A 15,758-nucleotide genomic window follows, 5' to 3' on the forward strand; every position below is an offset into this window, starting at 1 on the left:
TTAAGGCTTATGCCCGCTGTCGATAATCTTGAGGGGCCGGGATGGCCTGGGCATGCTGCTCGACGAACTCCGCACTCAACTCGATCACCCGCCGGTATTGCAGGTCGACGGTGATCATGTGGTAGCAGTTGTCCAGCAGGATCTTGGTCACCGGCCCGCCCAGGTGGCGTTCCACATAGTCCGCGTTCCAGCGGCTGGTGATGTCGTCCTCGATGGAGTGCAACACCAGCGCCGGCACGTTGATCTTCGGCATGCGTTTCTTGACCACGGCGTTCATCCGGTGCAGTTCGCGCACAGTGATGCCCTCCATGGTCAGCAAGCCCGCCTCGCTGCTCTCGCCTTCCTTCATCTGCCGCTCGACGATGCCGCGCAGGCGTTCGTTCTTGATGCCGTACGGCGGCTTCTCTTCGAAGCGGCAGATATGCACGCCGAACGGGATTTTCATCAGCAACGGCGTGAGGAACGCCAGCTTGTTGATGCTCCAGCCGTCGTACTTCAAGGTGGTGGAATACATCAGCAGCCCGGCGACTTGCCCCGGGTGTTCGGCGGCGACATACATCGACATCACCGCGCCCATCGACAAGCCACCGACAAACACCTGCTCGTGACGCTGGCGGACCTGCACGAAGGTCTTGCGCACGCCTTCGTACCAGTCCATCCAGCCCGTGGCCTGCAGGTCGCTGTTGTCACCGCAGTGCCCGGCCAGGGTGGGCACGTACACCGTGCAATTGCCCACCTTGGCCAGGCCCTTGGCGACCTGGCGCAACTCCGTCGGGGTGCCGGTCAGGCCGTGGATCAACAGGATCCCGACCGGACCGTCACCGAGAACGAAACCGGCATCACCTTCACCGAGGTCGATCCCGACGCTGTTCACCGGTTGGTCGCCCGCACCAGCAGTTGCTCCAGCAGCTTCAGGCCCAGCTCGATTTCCGGGTAGCTGATCTCCAGGGACGGTGCCAGGGTGATCACGTTCTTGTAGTAACCGCCCACGTCGAGGATCAGGCCGAGTTTCTGGCCGTCCACCACCATGTCACCCTTCATGCCTTCTTCGACCATGTAGTCCAGGGTCGCCTTGTCCGGAGTGAAACCATCCGGGCCGCAGATTTCGCAGCGCAGGGCCAGGCCCAGGCCGTCGACGTCGCCGATGATCGGGAAACGCTTCTGCAGGTCCTGCAGGCCTTCGAGGAAGAACTTGCCCTTGGCCATGACCATCGCGCCGTAGTCGACTTCGTTGGTCATCTTGAACATTTCCAGGCCCACCGCCGTACCCAATGGGTTGGAGGCGAAGGTGGAGTGGGTCGAACCTGGCGGGAAGATCTTCGGGTTGATCAACTCTTCACGGGCCCAGATGCCGCCCAGGGGGTTGAGGCCGTTGGTCAGCGCCTTGCCGAACACGATCACGTCCGGCTGTACGTCGAAGTGTTCGATCGACCACAGTTTGCCGGTGCGGTAGAAGCCCATCTGGATCTCGTCGGAGACCATCAGGATGCCGTGCTGATCCAGCACGTGCTTCAATTCGCGATAGAAGTTCATCGGCGGGATCACGTAGCCGCCGGTGCCCTGGATCGGCTCGACGTAGAACGCAGCGTATTCGCTGGAGCCGACTTTCGGGTCCCACACGCCGTTGTATTCAGTCTCGAACAGGCGGGCGAATTGCTGCACGCAGTGGCTGCCGTATTCTTCCTTGGTCATGCCTTTAGGGCCACGGAAGTGGTACGGGAACGGGATGAACTGCGCGCGCTCGCCGAAGTGGCCGTAGCGACGACGGTAGCGGTAGCTGGAGGTGATCGACGAAGCACCCAGGGTTCGCCCGTGGTAGCCGCCCTCGAAGGCGAACATCAGGCTCTTGCCGTTGGTGGCGTTACGCACCACTTTCAGGGAGTCTTCGATGGACTGCGAACCGCCCACGTTGAAGTGCACGCGACCGTCGAGGCCGAATTTCTTCTTGGCGTCGACCGCGATCATTTCCGACAGCTCGATCTTGCCCTTGTGCAGGTACTGGCTGGCGATTTGCGGCAGCGTATCAATCTGCTGTTTCAACGCATTGTTCAGGCGCGGGTTGGCATAGCCGAAGTTGACCGCCGAGTACCACATTTGCAGGTCGAGGTAGGCCTGGTCTTCGGTGTCCCACACGTAGGAGCCTTCGCAACGGCTGAAAATACGCGGCGGCTCGATGTAGTGAACGGTGTCGCCGTAGGAGCAATACTTGGCTTCTTTGTCCAGAAGGATCTGGTCTTCGGCGGTAGCGATACGGATATCAGACATGGTGGAAGAGTTCCTGGTTGTCAGCAGCAGTAAAGGTGGTGGCGTTGGCGGCGATGCCCTGAGGCAGTCGGGCCAGCAATGCAGGCAGCTCGGCAAAGGTGTCGAAGCGTGCGTGAGGAATGTTGTTGGCTTCGCAGTACTTGGCGAGGCTGCCCTTGGCGAACACGAAGTCAGCGGTGGAGGCCACGCACATGTCGGACTTGCCGTCGCCGATCACCAGCACCCGCTTGTTGCGCGGGGTGGACTTGCACTTGCAGTTGCCGGAAGCGGCGCGGCAGGCGTCGCTGGAATACGGGAAGTCGATGCGCCAGCTGTTCTGGTCGACCTGACGCAGGCGGTTGGCCAGGATCGGCAGCAAGGTCACGTAGTTGCGCGACAGGATGCGGGCGATGCCCTGCTCGATACCGTCGCTGACCACTTCGATGCTCGCGCCCAGGCCCATGACGTGGTCGACGAAGTCGGGGAAGTCCGGGTCGATCTCGACGCTGTCGAAGTACGCGAGCAATTCGGAAGGTGTGGCCTTGATCAGCGCCAGTTGGCGGCTCAGGCATTCGCGTGAACCGATATGCCCATCCAGCCATTCCTGTTCGATGGTTTCCCATTCGGGGCCGGCGAAGCGTTGGAGGACGTTGTCGATGACATCGGTGGGGGTAATGGTCCCGTCGAAGTCACACACGATATGCCACTGGATCATCGTTGTTTACCTTGGAGGAGCGCGCTGTGTGCGCTTGCACCAGAGGTAGAGCAGGGACTGTGCCAACTGGCCATCACCCAGCAGGGCCGGGGCTTTGGCGCGTATCGAAGGCAAAATGTGTCTTCCAAGCTACAATTTTTGTAGCTTGCTACAAACAAGATGAGTGCTTGCGTGAAGCTGGCCCTTCGCGCGTTCATGCGCACGTAATCAATCAAGGAACCGTGACCATGTACAGGATCACATGCGCTGCATTCGCCGGTTTGCTTGGCCTGTGGAGCTTTTCAAACGCTGCACTGGCCGAAGGCATCACCGGTGAAGTGGGTGCAGGCCTCAGTTACCAGCCCCATGACCCCACCGCCAGCCGCTACGAAACCCGACCCGTGCCCTACCTGGATCTGGACTGGGGCAGCGTCAGCCTGAGCACCGATGACGGTTTGACCTGGAGTGCGCTCAACACCAACGGCCTTACCGCCGGCCCCTATATCAATTACCTGTCGGGGCGCACGTCCAATGGCGATCTGCAGGGCCTGCGCAATGTGTCGGACATGGCGGAGGTAGGTGGCTTCGTCCAGTACGCCCCAGCTGATTTCTGGCGGGTCTACGCGCAATTGGGGCAAGCCGTGGGCGGTGGGCATTCGCAGAGTGGCGCCCTCGGCAAACTGGGCGGCGAACTGGGCTACCCGCTGGGTGGCGGGATCATCGGCAGCAGCGGGCTGGTGGCGCATTTTGCCGATGCACGCCAGACCAACACGTTTTTTGGCGTGGATGACAACGAGGCCGCCGCCACCGGTTTTCGTCCCTATAACGCCAGCGGCGGCTTCCAGAACGTGACGCTGACGCAGAGCTTCGAGTTTCCCCTGGCTGCCAAATGGTCGTTGTTGACCAGCGCGAGCTGGGTACATCTGGTGGGTTCGGCAGCGGACAGCAGCATCGTCCGGCAGACCGGCGACGTGAACCAGGGCCAGGTGCAAACAGCGATCAGCTACACGTTCGATTAGGTTGGTCTGGGGTTTGCAATGAAGGCCTGGAATCCATTTTCCCAGGACACTTTTCATGGCTCGCCCCGCTTACCGCCTGCTGCACCACTCGCTCTGGGACCTGGTGCCCATCGCCCTGGGCCTGGCACATTTCGCGTTTGTCGTCTGGCTGGTTGCCGCGTTCCATCACCTTAGCTGGTGGGCCCTGGTGCCGCTGGCGCTGCTCTACGCGGTGAGCCTGTCGTGGAGCATCAACAGCATCTCCCACAACCAGATCCACAACGCCTACTTCACCCATCGCGCCATGAACCGGGCCTTCGACCTGCTGCTGTCGGTGACCATCGGTTTCTCCCAGACGCTCTACCGCGACATCCACAACCGCCACCACCGTGGCAACGCCGACCTGCCGGGGCCGGATGGCAAGACCATCGACCCGCTGTCGATCTACCAGCGTGGTCACGATGGCCAGCCGGAAAACCCGTGGGCCTATACCTTCCTGAGTTTTTTCCGCGACGACCCCAAGCCCTTCTATGACGAGATGAAGCGCAAACGCCCGGCCGATGCGCGCTGGGTCAAGGTCGAGATCGGCGTGACCGTGGCGTTCTACATCGCGCTGGCGTTCTACAACTGGCAGGCAGTGCTGTGGCTGCTGCCGTTCTGGTACCTGGGCCAATGCCTGTCATCGCTCAATGGTTACTACGAGCACTTCGGTGGCAACCCGGACCTGCCGATCGCCTGGGGCGTGAGTTCCTACAGCGTGCTGTACAACCTGATCTGGATGAACAACGGCTACCACGCCGAGCACCACTACCGGCCGAAGATGCACTGGACCAAAGTGAAGGCGTTTCATCGGGAGATTGCCGAGCAGCAGCGGGAGGCCGGGGTCAAAACACTTCCGGTGTCCCATGGTCTAGGGTTTTTGGTGGCACACCGCAAACCCTAGGCACTCAGTTTTCTTCGCCCTCTGCCAGGAGGGCGATACCACCAATAATCACCGCCACCCCCACCCAGTGCAGCGGGCTGATATGTTCCCCCAGCCCCAGCCACGAACCCAGCAACACCACCACGAACACCAGTGAACTCAGCGGAAACGCCAGGGACAGGCTGCTGCGCCGCAGGATCAGCATCCACACGAAAAACGCGCCGATGTAACTGGCAATCGCCGCCAGGATCCCAGGGTTGCGCGCCACCTCACCCAGCCACTGCCAGTTGAAATCCATCTGCCCCAACTGGTCGCCAGCCACTTTGGTAAACAACTGGCCGGCGCTTTCCGTGCAGATCAGCAAGGCCCACAGCACCACCGTGCCCAAACGCCCATGCAACCATCCGCTATTCATCGTTTGCGTACTCATGCCTGACTCCCTGCAATCGCCACCAACATCACACCCAAGGTAATCACCAGCGTGCCGAGCCAACGGCGCCGGCTGACGGTTTCGCCCAGCACCACCTTGCCCGCCAGCACCACCCCGCAATACGCCAGCGCGGCCGCCGGAAACAGCAGGCTCAACGGCGCGCGCGAGAGGGCTTCGAGCCACACGAAAAACTCGATGGCATAGGCGCCGATCCCCGCCCACAGCAATGGCGCATTGAACACCTGGCCCCAGAACGCATTCAGGCGAAAACCACCGTCCAACTCCGGCAAACGGTCCAGGCCGATCTTGAAACACAGCTGGCCAATCACATCGAGCACGATGGAAAACGCCACCAGCAACACCACGGTCAAGGTCACGGGAACAGCTCCTCAAAGAGATCGATCAGGGCTTCATTGGTCGCGGCATTGCGCTGCAAGTCTTGCGCACTCCAGCGCTCGGGCGGCGGCTGGTCGGACTTGGCTTCCCAACGCTTGAAGGCGTTGCTGAACGCCGGCGTGGCGAACTCGCCGCACACGTCGATACCGATGATGCGCTTGCGCGCCGCCAACGCGCGCAAGGCTTGCAGCAGGTGAGTCAGGCGCATGCCGCCCTGGTCCCAGTTGGTGGCGGCGTCTTCGCTGGCGAGTACGTCTTTGTCGATGGTGATCCAGATCGCCTCGGTGGGCAGGCTACCGATCATCTGCTCCAGGAATGCCACCCAGTCCAACTCGGCCAGATTGCGCCAATGCAGGTGGTTTTCCTGCTGCTGGTGGCCGGCACCGTCCCCTACCCGCCCCCAGACTTTGGAGGGCGCATGCTGCCAGGGAAACAACTGCAATTGCCCGCGCTTGAGCGCCCCGAGGTTGCCGCCGCGCAGTTGCGGGTTGTGCAGGTCGTCGCTGCACGGGCCGAGGGTGACGATGCGTTTGATCGCCGGCATCTTCAGCGCACGGTTGACCCACGAACCACAGTGGCGCTTGGGCGCAAAGCGCACCCAGTCGGGGTGGTTGTCGAAGTGGATCAGGCTGATGGGCTCTTTTAAATCAGCCAGGAATGCCGGCGTGAGGTGGTGATAATCGCCGGAGCCGACAAACAGGATTTCCGGCCGTGCGTCGATGGGCCGGGGCCGTTGGGCCAGGCGTTCGGCGAAGCGCTTCCAGGTTTTTTCAGTGGACCACAGGCGCAGCTTGGGGCCCAGGTCCAGCAGGTCGATACGGTGGGCGCGGCCACTGGCCAGGCGCCGGGCAATCGGTGCCTGGCCGGTGAGGCTGTGGTCGAGGTCAAGAATGTTCAAGGCAGTGTCCCTTAAGGCTTTAAAGGGTCAATGCAAGGGACGGGCCAGCACCTGTCTCAAGACCAATGGAGAACAATGTGGGAGGGGGCTTGCCCCCTCCCACATTTTGACCTGCGTTCGGCGTTAGTTCTTGGATTCGCTGATGATCTGCCGGATCGCGCCCACAAAGGCTTCCGCCGGCTGCCCACCACTCACGGCGTACTGATCGTTGAACACGATGGTCGGCACCGAGGTCACGCCACGGGAGATCCACAGTTGTTCCTGTTCGCGGACTTCGGCGGCGTACTCGTCGCTGGCCAGAATCTCGGCCGCACGCTGGATATCCAGCCCGACGCTCTCGGCAATGATCGCCAGCGTCGCGTGGTCGGACGGGTCCTGCCCATCGGAGAAGTACGCCTTGAACAGCGCTTCCTTGAGGTTGTACTGCAAGCCTTCCAGCCCGGCCCAATGCAACAGGCGGTGCGCGTCGAAGGTATTGTAGATGCGGCTCTGGCCGTCGGTGCGGAACGCAAAGCCCAACCCGGCGCCCATGTCGCGGATGCGTTCGCGGTTGGCCTGGGATTGTTCGGCGGTGGAGCCATATTTCTCGGTGATGTGCTCGACGATGTTTTGCCCTTCGGCGGGCATGTTCGGGTTCAGTTCGAACGGTTGGAAGTGGATCTCGGCTTGCACGTCGGCGCCAAGCTGGTCGAGGGCTTCGGTCAGGCCGCGCAGGCCGATAATGCACCAGGGGCAGGACACATCGCTGACGAAATCGATTTTCAGGGGAGTACTCATGGCAGGCAACCTCGCTGGCAGTAATGCGCCGTAAAGGTTGCACGATACACCAATGTCACAACACCTTCGAAGGCTCGCCCAGGTCAATCTGCGCCCAGTGCGCCGCATCTTCGCGATGGGCTTGCAGGTACGGCAACACGGCCGTCAACAGTGGCGCCTTGAACGCCTCCTGGAACCGATGGGCCATGCCGGGAATCAGCTTCAACTGGCTGCCCTGGATATGCGCCGCCAGGTGCACGCCGTGCATCACCGGCAGCAACGGGTCGGCAGTGCCGTGCACCACCAGGGTCGGCACGCGCAGTTGGTTGAGCAACGGCACGCGGCTCGGTTCGGCGAGTATCGCCATGATCTGGCGCTTCACGCCGTCCGGGTTGAAGGCGCGGTCGTAGGACAGCGCCGCCTGGTGCAACAGCGCCTGGCGATCATCCTTGACGTTCGGGCTGCCCAGTGCGGCGAGCAAATCGGCCTGCTGCTCCAGCGCCACTTCACGATTCGGCGCGCTGCGTCGCGACAACAGTTGCACCAGCGCGGCATTCGGTGCGGGCAGGCCTTCGGCGCCGGAACTGGTCATGATCAGCGTGAGGCTCTCCACCCGTTGCGGCGCCATGGCGGCCAGGTGCTGGGCGATCATCCCGCCCATGCTCGCGCCCAGCACGTGGAATTGCTGGATCTGCAACGCGTCCATCAGGCCGATGGCGTCATCGGCCATGTCGGTCAGCGTGTAAGGCGCCGACACCGGCAGGCCGAGCTTATAGCGCAGCACTTCGAAGGTCAGGTTGGCGTTGGCCGGGGCCTGGCGCCAAGTGGACAGACCGACGTCTCGATTGTCATAGCGAATCACCCGGAAACCTTGCTGGCACAAGGCAACAACCACCTCGTCGGGCCAGTGGATCAACTGCCCACCCAGGCCCATCACCAGCAGCAAGGCAGGGTCGGACGCACGGCCGATACTCTGGTAGGCGATGCTCACCTGAGCCAGGTCGACCGTTTGGGTCGGGACATTGACATCACATCGAGAAGCCGCAAAAGACGGCAGGCCGAACACTAAGGCGGCCAGTAAAAACAACACGCGCATGAAAAACACCGAAACGCAGAACCCCAGTAGAGCGCGAGTCTGATGAAGTTTGTTCAAGCGCGCTGCCACAGTTGCGTGACAGTTTGATGAAGAGTGCTCAACGGTCATGGTCGACACGGCCTGCAACATGAGACAAACTCACGCCATTCCGATTCGTCACAAATTATGTTCATGGAGAACCCGTGCTCGAGATCCGCCACCTCAAGACCCTGCACGCCCTGCGCGAAGCCGACAGCCTGGTGGAAGCCGCCGAACGCCTGCACCTGACGCAGTCGGCGCTGTCCCACCAGTTCAAAGAGCTGGAAGAACGCCTGGGCATGCCGCTGTTCGTGCGCAAGACCAAACCGTTGCGCTTCACCAGCGCCGGCCTGCGCCTGCTGCAACTGGCCGACGCCACCCTGCCGCTGCTGCGCGGCGCCGAACGCGACATCGCGCGCTTGGCCGGTGGCACCGCCGGGCGCTTGCACATGGCGATCGAGTGCCACAGTTGCTTCCAGTGGTTGATGCCGACCATCGACCAGTTCCGCGACGCGTGGCCGGAAGTCGAGCTGGACCTGGCCTCAGGCTTCGCCTTCGCCCCACTGCCGGCCCTGGCCCGTGGTGACCTGGACCTGGTGGTGACCTCCGACCCGCTTGAGTTGCCCGGCATCACCTATGTGCCGCTGTTCACCTATGAAGCCATGCTCGCGGTGGCCAACCAACACCCGCTGGCGAACAAGGCGTACATCGTGCCGCAGGACCTGCTGACCGAAACCCTCATCACCTACCCGGTGGAGCGCGACCGCCTGGACATCTTCACCCGCTTCCTGGAGCCAGCGGATGTGGAACCCGCCCAGGTGCGCACCTCGGAACTGACGGTGATGATGATGCAATTGGTGGCCAGCGGCCGTGGCGTGTGCGGCATGCCCCATTGGGCATTGCATGAGTACAGTTCGCGCGGCTACGTGAAGGCCAAGCGCCTGGGCGAAAAGGGTCTGTTTGCGACGCTGTACGCCGGCATTCGCGCCGACATGCTGGATGCGCCGTACATGCGCGACTTCCTGCTGACGGCCAAGGACACCTCATTCTCCACCCTGGATGGGGTCAGTGCGGTGCGCTGAACGGAGATCACCGGGTTTTCAATTCTCGGTAAAACGGCAGGATAACGTCGCGTGTCAGCGGTGCCAGGTGCAGGCCGCCATCTCCCATCGGATCGATCCAGCGGACTTCTTCGATTTCCGCGGCGGGAGTCACCGGCACGTCGATATGTACCTGGAACAACTCGGCCTGCACGGTAAAGCCTGGTTCGTTGACCGCCGGTGCCGAGAACTGGCCGAGGTACTGCGCGACACTGGGCTCAATGCGCAGGTTCAGTTCTTCGTGAAGCTCACGGGCCAAGGCTTGCGCGGGTTGTTCGCCCGCGTCGATCTTGCCGCCGGGCTGCATGAACGCCTGGGTGCCGCGCTTGCGCACCAGCAGGGTCTGGCCGTCGCTGCCGATCAGGAGGGCAGCGGCGATGCGGATAGTCATGGGCATGGAATAAACACCTGAGGAGAAAAGCCGGCAAGCATTACACGCGCCTGCGCACCAGGCAATTGATCGCTCCCGGTCGCCGCCGCACCGACACACATGCACCGCAACGCCCTTGAGCGCCAACCCTAGACTCCGAACTCAGATTCAGCCGTGCGCCGCACGCGCCCTTCATACGAGTTCACACATGCACAGTTCATTACCCCCCTCCCCTCCCGACAGCGCACCTGTCGACCCCTTGCAACCCGTGACCATGCCGGTGGTGCCAGCGGCCCATCAACCCATCGACCAACAGCAGACGCAGCTCATCCAGGCCCTCGCCAGGCTCAATGCCCAGACCGACGCGCTGCTCCAGGAGCAGCCGAGCCTGGAGACGGTGTATCAGCAGCAATTGGCCGCGGTGTTTCCCGACTTGCCTCGGCCCATCCATCCAGATCGGATTTTCTACAACCGCTACCGCGAAGACGCCGACGGCCAAAAACAACTGCTGGGCAGCGAGTCCCTTGGCTCACTCCTGACCCGATTAAGAAGCCCCGACGCAGACGCCTATCTGGCACAAGAAAGCGGGGCCTTCTACCGGGAAAGCGATACGGTGGAGGAAGACAAACGCCTGTCCCCCGCCAGCCCGACCGCGACACTGGCCGGCGTGCTGGAAATAGCCTTGACGATCAAGCTCAATGAGTTCTGGACATTCCGCGAAAGCGATCAACCCACCACCGAGGCACAGTTGGTCGCCTTGCGTCGCCAGGTACTGGCCCATCAATTGGCCTTGCGCACGGCGGACGGCACCTTATCCGCGCAGGCACGGTCGCTGGCGGACAGCGTCTTGAAATACCCGACGGCGGCGGCACGGGAAACGCTGTTCCCCGCCGGCCAGCGACCCGACGCCTACAGGCTGGCACTGGAGAATGGCAGCGCCTTCGCCGGCGCGCTCATCCTCAATGCCACGGGCGGCACACCGCCACTGGGGCGAGTGATGCTCTATAGCCCAAGCGAAGGGTTCGAGGAATTTGAGCACTTGGGGCAGTTGAATGAAACCGTGGTGGCACGCGTGCGTGTCGGCGAAGCGGCTGGCCAGAAGCTGGTCGCAAGCCTGTCATTGGCCGATCAGGCCACCGTTGGCAGCCTGCCCATCCTGACCACCAACCCGCCGCTGATCGAGGCGGATGTGATTGCAGACCAGGTCCACTCACTGCGTGTGCGGCAGTACTTCAATACCCAAGCGACCCTGCGCAAGGATCCATTGCCACTGGCCGGCGACCTCGACAGGGCCGCCGACCTGGCGCCCCAACTGGATGTATCCGCGGTCCTGGCGAGCCGCAACCTGCGCCTGGTGGCGCCGCGTGACCCCGACTGGCTGACAGCGGCCAGCCCGGCCGACCGGCAACAGTACCAGCAACTCGAAACCGCCCTGATTGACAGCCATGAAGTGCTCGCCCCCCTGCTGGAGAACATCGCGCCATTTGCCGTGTTTGCCGAACAGGAAACCGGCAAGGTGCTGAAACTGCAAAAACCGGAATATGCCGCTGTCGACCTGGCGCCCTACAAAAGCCTGGTCAGGCTGCGCGTGAGCGCCTCGATGGAGGTCAAGGTCACGGGCTATCGCGATGCGACCTCCGACGTCGTGTATATCAGCGAAGACCCGCAAATCGACATCCCGCAGGTGCTGCCAGAGCGCACGCTGACCTTCGGCACCTGGAACGCAAAAGTCGTGGTGGACCTGCGCACACTCGGCAGTTATGCCCGGCGCAATATCGACCCGTGGTCCGCCCATGAGCTGCACCGGACGATCAGCGCCAGCGCCGACATTGTCGACGCCTCAGGGCAAAAACGCGGCAGGCTCGAGGATGCCGATTTACGTGCACTCGCCCGGCAGGCGGATGTTGGCAAACAGTACGAGGCGTACCTCAGGTCGGCCTTCTTGCCCCATGGCGAGGGACGCGCCTTTGCCAGCGCCTGGCAGCGGGCGAGCGCGGCGGCATTGCGCAAGGATGCGCTGGAGAGCCGATTGAACCCGGCGGTCTACGAATTGTTCAGCTTCAAGACGCCCGGCGGTGGAATGGACTGGATAAAAGCGATCACCGAGTCTCCCGAATCGACCACCCGCCCGCCTGTCGGCCGATCCGATATCGAGGTCAACACACTGGTCATGGGGGGCGGATTGGAAGGTGGCCAGGGCGGCCAGGTCATCAATGGCGTACTGGTCATCCAGCGCAAAGGCACCAAGCCGGGCGGCGTCTGTGTCCTTTACACCCCGCAGGCTCCCGACAACGCGCCTTTCCGGGAACTGGTGCTGGGGCTGGTGGAACTCGACGCACTGAAGGCCAAACCTGAATGGCGCGCCTATTTCACTCAGCGCATGGCCACTGGCGATGCACGGGAACTGGCGCGGATTTTCAGCGATACCCGTAGCGCGCACCGCTATGCCGTGACGCCAATTACCGGTGATCTGCATGCGTACCTGTATTCGGCGCAGCTGGGCTTTCAGCTCGCCCATGCCGACTACCGTTCACGGACCAACGCGGAAATTGCCCTTGAATCAGCCGTGAATGGTTTTCTGTTTTCCGTCGAAGTCGCCGACTTCCTGCTGGGACTGTCGCTGTTCAAGACTATACGGCGCGTGGCCCATCGCTACATCGTCAGAGGGGTGAACAACGCACAGAAATTGGGCCGAAAAATCCCGGGGCTGATCCGGAAAATCGGTCAAGACAAAACACCCTACATTGACATCGCCAAGCCCTCGATCCGACCGCTGGACCCGGCCTGGGTCGATGTGGCGAGCTACCGACTGCCAAAACAGATCGATGCGCTCTTCGACGTCGACGAATTTGCCCAGGCCAATCAGTACAGGCTGTCGCGCACATTGGGCGCGCCCAGCTTCATTGACGGTCGCAACCAACACGTTATCGCCATGCGGGCTGACGACGGTCGCTACCATCTGTATGCGTCCTACGTGGAAGACGGCGCCCGGTATGTCAAAGACCCTGCGGGGAACAAGGCAGACTTCATGGTGGTTCCGGGAGACGCGAAAAGCTGGAAGCCACGTTTTGAACGAACCACACGGGGCGGTGGGTCTGTGTTGGGTGTGCTGAGAACGCGTACGCCTGAACAGCAAGTGGATGATGACTTGCTCGCCGCATTGCGCATGTTTTCACCCGCCGAGCACGGCGAAGCGCTGCTCAAGGAACTGACTGTCCTTCAGAAACGTCGGCTTTGGGATAACGCACTGCAACAGTTGAATGTCGATGAAAGCACCTTTCGGCGCATCGTCTGGGGGCAGCAGGGGTCAGCACGCCCGCCCCAACTACGCCAGGCATTGTTAACGATTGAATTCGACGCGCACCTTTATGAGCACCTGAATAAAACAACCCACTTTTTATCCGAATACCTGACGCTCTCACCTATCGAACTGGAGAATCTTTTTTTAAAAATAAAAAGACTCATCGGAAAAAATGATGACTTCGCAAAACAAATCAGAGCGTCAATTAGTATTGCTGACCACGAAACCGGCGCTAAGCTCGTGGGGTACGCGTTCACCTACAAACAGTTTAAAAACCTTGATAAATTTGACAAAAAGTACCAACTGTCCACGTGGAACAACGACACTATCAAGGCTTTTCTAAGTGAAAAAGGACGAACTGAAATCGTCGAGAATATAGCCGCCAATCACAAAATCACCTTCAATGATGCACTGCAACAATTACTGTCCACTCCCGAAAGTAAACAAGCGCTGGAAGCGTTCAGGATCGAAAAACGTCACGAACTCCTCAACAAACTCGGCGTCGACTCCATTTCCGATGACTTCAAGAAATATGGGGTTCCTTACATTGCATTGTCTTACGGCGAACGCACCGGCACAGCCTCCGGCTTAAAAGTAATCGACAGTGTCACTGTCGCTGAATTTGAAAAAACCATTCCGAAGTTTTCAACCCCCTTGGAACTGACCCCGGCACGCCCACGCACGCACAAAGTTGAAAAGCCATCGGGGCGACCCGACATTTCCCGACCGCCTGCCCCCGTACCACCCAGCGAGGCGGCCACCAACATCGTCAAGCTGGACGAACTGGCAGAAACGCAGCTACCCCTGTTACCCACCAATGCCAAAAACAAACTTGAGGAGATCATCCAGGATATCCAGGGCGGCCGTATCAGTCGGAAAAAAATTGGTGCCAATACCTATGTCGACTTACCCCAGCTGGAACCAGGCTCGGGCCGCGGTTCATGGCGCGTAGCGTTTGAGAAAACCGGCAAGGAAGGCGAGAGAGATGTCTATCTGCTCAAAGGCATCTATGACTATCACGCCAGCCGGCGAAGAGTCTGGGGCGTTTAGAAGACGCTACGTCAATAACGGCGCACCATCGGGAACCTTGATAAACACGCTGTACTTGGCCCCTTCCATCGCCTCGAACGCGATCAGCTTGTCCACCAGCGGCAGGTTCAGCACCTTGCCGGCGTTGAGCAGCAGCATGCCGTTGTCGGCGTTGAGGTTGCGGGCCAGGACCATGCCGGCCTCCAGCTCGCGGGTGGTGAACACCTTGACCGTTGGATCGCCCAGCGTCACGTCACTGAGAAACGCCGCGCAGGCCAGCACAAAATCTTCAACCAGCTCCGGATCATAGAGACGCCCGGCGTACTTGCGGATGTACAGCAGCGCTTCATCGCTGTTCATCTGCCGCTCAAGGATCAGGCCCTTTTGCAATTCGATGAAATCCACCGCCAGCTTGAGCAGGCGAGAACCGAAAGGAATCGCCTCGCCCTTGAGATGGTCGGGGAACCCCGTACCGTCCCAGCGTTCCTGGTGATGGCGAATGATCCGCGCCGCATCCTTCATCGGCTCCAGGGTCATCAACAGTGATTCGCTCTGGCCGGGGTAGCCTCGGTAACGTTCGCGGTCGGTGCTGTGCAACTTGTCGGCCGGCTCCACCAGCATGCTATCGCTCCAGCTCAGTTTGCCGATGTTGTACAACGCCGCAGCCATGGTCAGGTCGCGCGTGCTGGCTTCATCCATGGCCTGTGCGGCGCAGTACACGCGGATCAGTTCGATCAGCGCGCGGTTGGTCTGTTTGTCCCTGGGCAGGCGCAGGTTGGCCAACAGCGAAAACACTTCGGTGCCGGTCACGTAGCTGCGCTTGAGTTCTTCGTAGGCCAGGTCGAGCATGTCGGCCGTTTGCTGCAACTCGGCGGTGCGCGACGCGACGCGCTTTTCCAGGGTGGCATTGAGCGCCTTGAGCTGGTCGTTCTGCACCTGGGTCAGCCGTTCAAGCTGCTGATGTTCAAGCGCCTGCTGCAGGATCAGCTTGAGTTCATCGTCATTCCACGGCTTGGCGATATAACGGTGGATCTGCCCTTCGTTGATCGCCTTGATGATGGTCGGCACGTCAGCGTAGCCGGTCAGCAGGATACGACTGGTGGCCGGGTACAGCCGGTGGACTTCGGCCAGTAACTGGGCCCCATCCATGCCGGGCATGCGCGCATCGCTCATGATCAGGTCGATGGGCTGTGCCGCCATGATCTCCAGGGCCTGGGCGCCGCTGCCGGCCAGCACCACATCGAAGGCTTGACTGCGCAACAGCCGGCGCAGGCTATTGAGAATCGACTCTTCATCATCGACCAGCAAAACAGTGGTTTTTTCATCCATGGTGACCGCGCCTTCAAATCAAACAAAATTGAGCTAAATTGAACCCTTGTGCCCGGCCAGCTTCCTTCGCCTGAGGCGCGGGGTTGATTTGACGCCAACTGGCCGTCGATATCAAGGGACCTCGACTATGCTGACAGAACAGGTTGGCGCCCCGCTCCGAAGCTAAATCAGGGAAGG

The 15,758-nt window shown here is 61.0% G+C and carries 14 protein-coding genes; 4 read left to right on the forward strand and 10 right to left on the reverse strand.

From position 1 onward, the window contains the following. Nucleotides 1-7 precede the first annotated feature (7 nt). From NL123_RS24685 to NL123_RS24695, 3 genes are read right to left on the reverse strand one after another with little or no spacing between them, the layout of a single operon-like run. On the reverse strand, nt 8-874 hold the full coding sequence (locus tag NL123_RS24685) for an alpha/beta hydrolase (RefSeq protein ID WP_058423794.1): 867 nt from the start codon (nt 872-874) through the stop codon (nt 8-10). Beyond that, entirely contained in the window at nt 871-2,265 is a 1,395-nt protein-coding gene (locus NL123_RS24690) for an aspartate aminotransferase family protein (protein WP_016977483.1), read from the reverse strand. Before NL123_RS24690 ends, NL123_RS24685 begins: the two co-directional genes overlap by 4 nt. Beyond that, a complete protein-coding gene (locus NL123_RS24695; RefSeq protein ID WP_248486498.1) occupies nt 2,258-2,959 on the reverse strand; it encodes an MtnX-like HAD-IB family phosphatase in 702 nt (233 codons plus the stop codon). Before NL123_RS24695 ends, NL123_RS24690 begins: the two co-directional genes overlap by 8 nt. A 227-nt stretch (nt 2,960-3,186) precedes the next feature. Here NL123_RS24695 and NL123_RS24700 point away from each other — a divergent pair, with 227 nt between their 5' ends. Then, nucleotides 3,187-3,957 (forward strand): MipA/OmpV family protein, encoded by a 771-nt coding sequence (locus NL123_RS24700; RefSeq protein WP_494356538.1) that lies wholly within the window; start codon nt 3,187-3,189, stop codon nt 3,955-3,957. Between the two features lie 55 nt (nt 3,958-4,012). Further along, nucleotides 4,013-4,879 carry a fatty acid desaturase family protein gene (locus tag NL123_RS24705; RefSeq protein WP_494356539.1) on the forward strand — a complete coding sequence of 289 codons (867 nt, stop codon included), beginning with the start codon at nt 4,013-4,015 and terminating at the stop codon, nt 4,877-4,879. A 4-nt stretch (nt 4,880-4,883) separates the two neighbouring features. Here NL123_RS24705 and NL123_RS24710 read toward each other — a convergent pair whose 3' ends face one another. The 5 genes from NL123_RS24710 to NL123_RS24730 form a co-directional block, all read right to left on the reverse strand. After that, complete coding sequence (locus tag NL123_RS24710) at nt 4,884-5,288, reverse strand: DMT family transporter (RefSeq protein ID WP_494356540.1); 405 nt, start codon at nt 5,286-5,288, stop codon at nt 4,884-4,886. Next, entirely contained in the window at nt 5,285-5,665 is a 381-nt protein-coding gene (locus NL123_RS24715; protein WP_010212789.1) for a DMT family transporter, read from the reverse strand. The genes NL123_RS24710 and NL123_RS24715 overlap by 4 nt, the downstream gene beginning before the upstream one ends. Further along, nucleotides 5,662-6,582, reverse strand: a complete 921-nt coding sequence (locus NL123_RS24720; protein ID WP_494356541.1) for an arginase family protein — start codon at nt 6,580-6,582, stop codon at nt 5,662-5,664. Before NL123_RS24720 ends, NL123_RS24715 begins: the two co-directional genes overlap by 4 nt. A 123-nt stretch (nt 6,583-6,705) precedes the next feature. Continuing rightward, nucleotides 6,706-7,359, reverse strand: coding sequence for a DsbA family oxidoreductase (locus NL123_RS24725; RefSeq protein WP_058423800.1), 654 nt, complete (start codon nt 7,357-7,359; stop codon nt 6,706-6,708). A 55-nt stretch (nt 7,360-7,414) separates the two neighbouring features. Next, nucleotides 7,415-8,434 carry an alpha/beta fold hydrolase gene (locus NL123_RS24730; protein WP_494356542.1) on the reverse strand — a complete coding sequence of 340 codons (1,020 nt, stop codon included), beginning with the start codon at nt 8,432-8,434 and terminating at the stop codon, nt 7,415-7,417. 182 nt (nt 8,435-8,616) lie between these two features. Here NL123_RS24730 and metR point away from each other — a divergent pair, with 182 nt between their 5' ends. After that, on the forward strand, nt 8,617-9,534 hold the full coding sequence (gene metR, locus NL123_RS24735; RefSeq protein ID WP_058423802.1) for a transcriptional regulator MetR: 918 nt from the start codon (nt 8,617-8,619) through the stop codon (nt 9,532-9,534). A 7-nt stretch (nt 9,535-9,541) separates the two neighbouring features. Here metR and NL123_RS24740 read toward each other — a convergent pair whose 3' ends face one another. Continuing rightward, entirely contained in the window at nt 9,542-9,949 is a 408-nt protein-coding gene (locus NL123_RS24740; RefSeq protein WP_494356543.1) for an NUDIX hydrolase, read from the reverse strand. A 181-nt stretch (nt 9,950-10,130) separates the two neighbouring features. On the opposite strand from NL123_RS24740, the gene NL123_RS24745 reads away from it, so the two are divergent. Continuing rightward, the gene (locus NL123_RS24745) at nt 10,131-14,273 is read left to right on the forward strand and encodes a hypothetical protein (RefSeq protein WP_494356544.1); all 4,143 of its coding nucleotides are present in this window, start codon (nt 10,131-10,133) and stop codon (nt 14,271-14,273) included. A 6-nt stretch (nt 14,274-14,279) separates the two neighbouring features. Here the strand turns inward: NL123_RS24745 and nosR are convergent, their stop codons facing one another. Further along, on the reverse strand, nt 14,280-15,581 hold the full coding sequence (gene nosR, locus NL123_RS24750; protein ID WP_494356545.1) for a response regulator c-di-GMP phosphodiesterase, NosR family: 1,302 nt from the start codon (nt 15,579-15,581) through the stop codon (nt 14,280-14,282). Nucleotides 15,582-15,758 lie beyond the last annotated feature (177 nt).

The organism is Pseudomonas sp. FBCC-B1565 (assembly GCF_059133265.1).

What these genes read in the sequence shown, in the direction of transcription:
- NL123_RS24690 (WP_016977483.1), bottom strand. Translation starts at nt 2,265, where the DNA reads ATGTCTGATATCCGTATCGCTACCGCCGAAGACCAGATCCTTCTGGAC.
- NL123_RS24695 (WP_248486498.1), bottom strand. Translation starts at nt 2,959, where the DNA reads ATGATCCAGTGGCATATCGTGTGTGACTTCGACGGGACCATTACCCCC.
- NL123_RS24700 (WP_494356538.1), top strand. Translation starts at nt 3,187, where the DNA reads ATGTACAGGATCACATGCGCTGCATTCGCCGGTTTGCTTGGCCTGTGG.
- NL123_RS24705 (WP_494356539.1), top strand. Translation starts at nt 4,013, where the DNA reads ATGGCTCGCCCCGCTTACCGCCTGCTGCACCACTCGCTCTGGGACCTG.
- NL123_RS24710 (WP_494356540.1), bottom strand. Translation starts at nt 5,288, where the DNA reads ATGAGTACGCAAACGATGAATAGCGGATGGTTGCATGGGCGTTTGGGC.
- NL123_RS24725 (WP_058423800.1), bottom strand. Translation starts at nt 7,359, where the DNA reads ATGAGTACTCCCCTGAAAATCGATTTCGTCAGCGATGTGTCCTGCCCC.
- NL123_RS24730 (WP_494356542.1), bottom strand. Translation starts at nt 8,434, where the DNA reads ATGCGCGTGTTGTTTTTACTGGCCGCCTTAGTGTTCGGCCTGCCGTCT.
- NL123_RS24740 (WP_494356543.1), bottom strand. Translation starts at nt 9,949, where the DNA reads ATGCCCATGACTATCCGCATCGCCGCTGCCCTCCTGATCGGCAGCGAC.
- NL123_RS24745 (WP_494356544.1), top strand. Translation starts at nt 10,131, where the DNA reads ATGCACAGTTCATTACCCCCCTCCCCTCCCGACAGCGCACCTGTCGAC.
- nosR (WP_494356545.1), bottom strand. Translation starts at nt 15,581, where the DNA reads ATGGATGAAAAAACCACTGTTTTGCTGGTCGATGATGAAGAGTCGATT.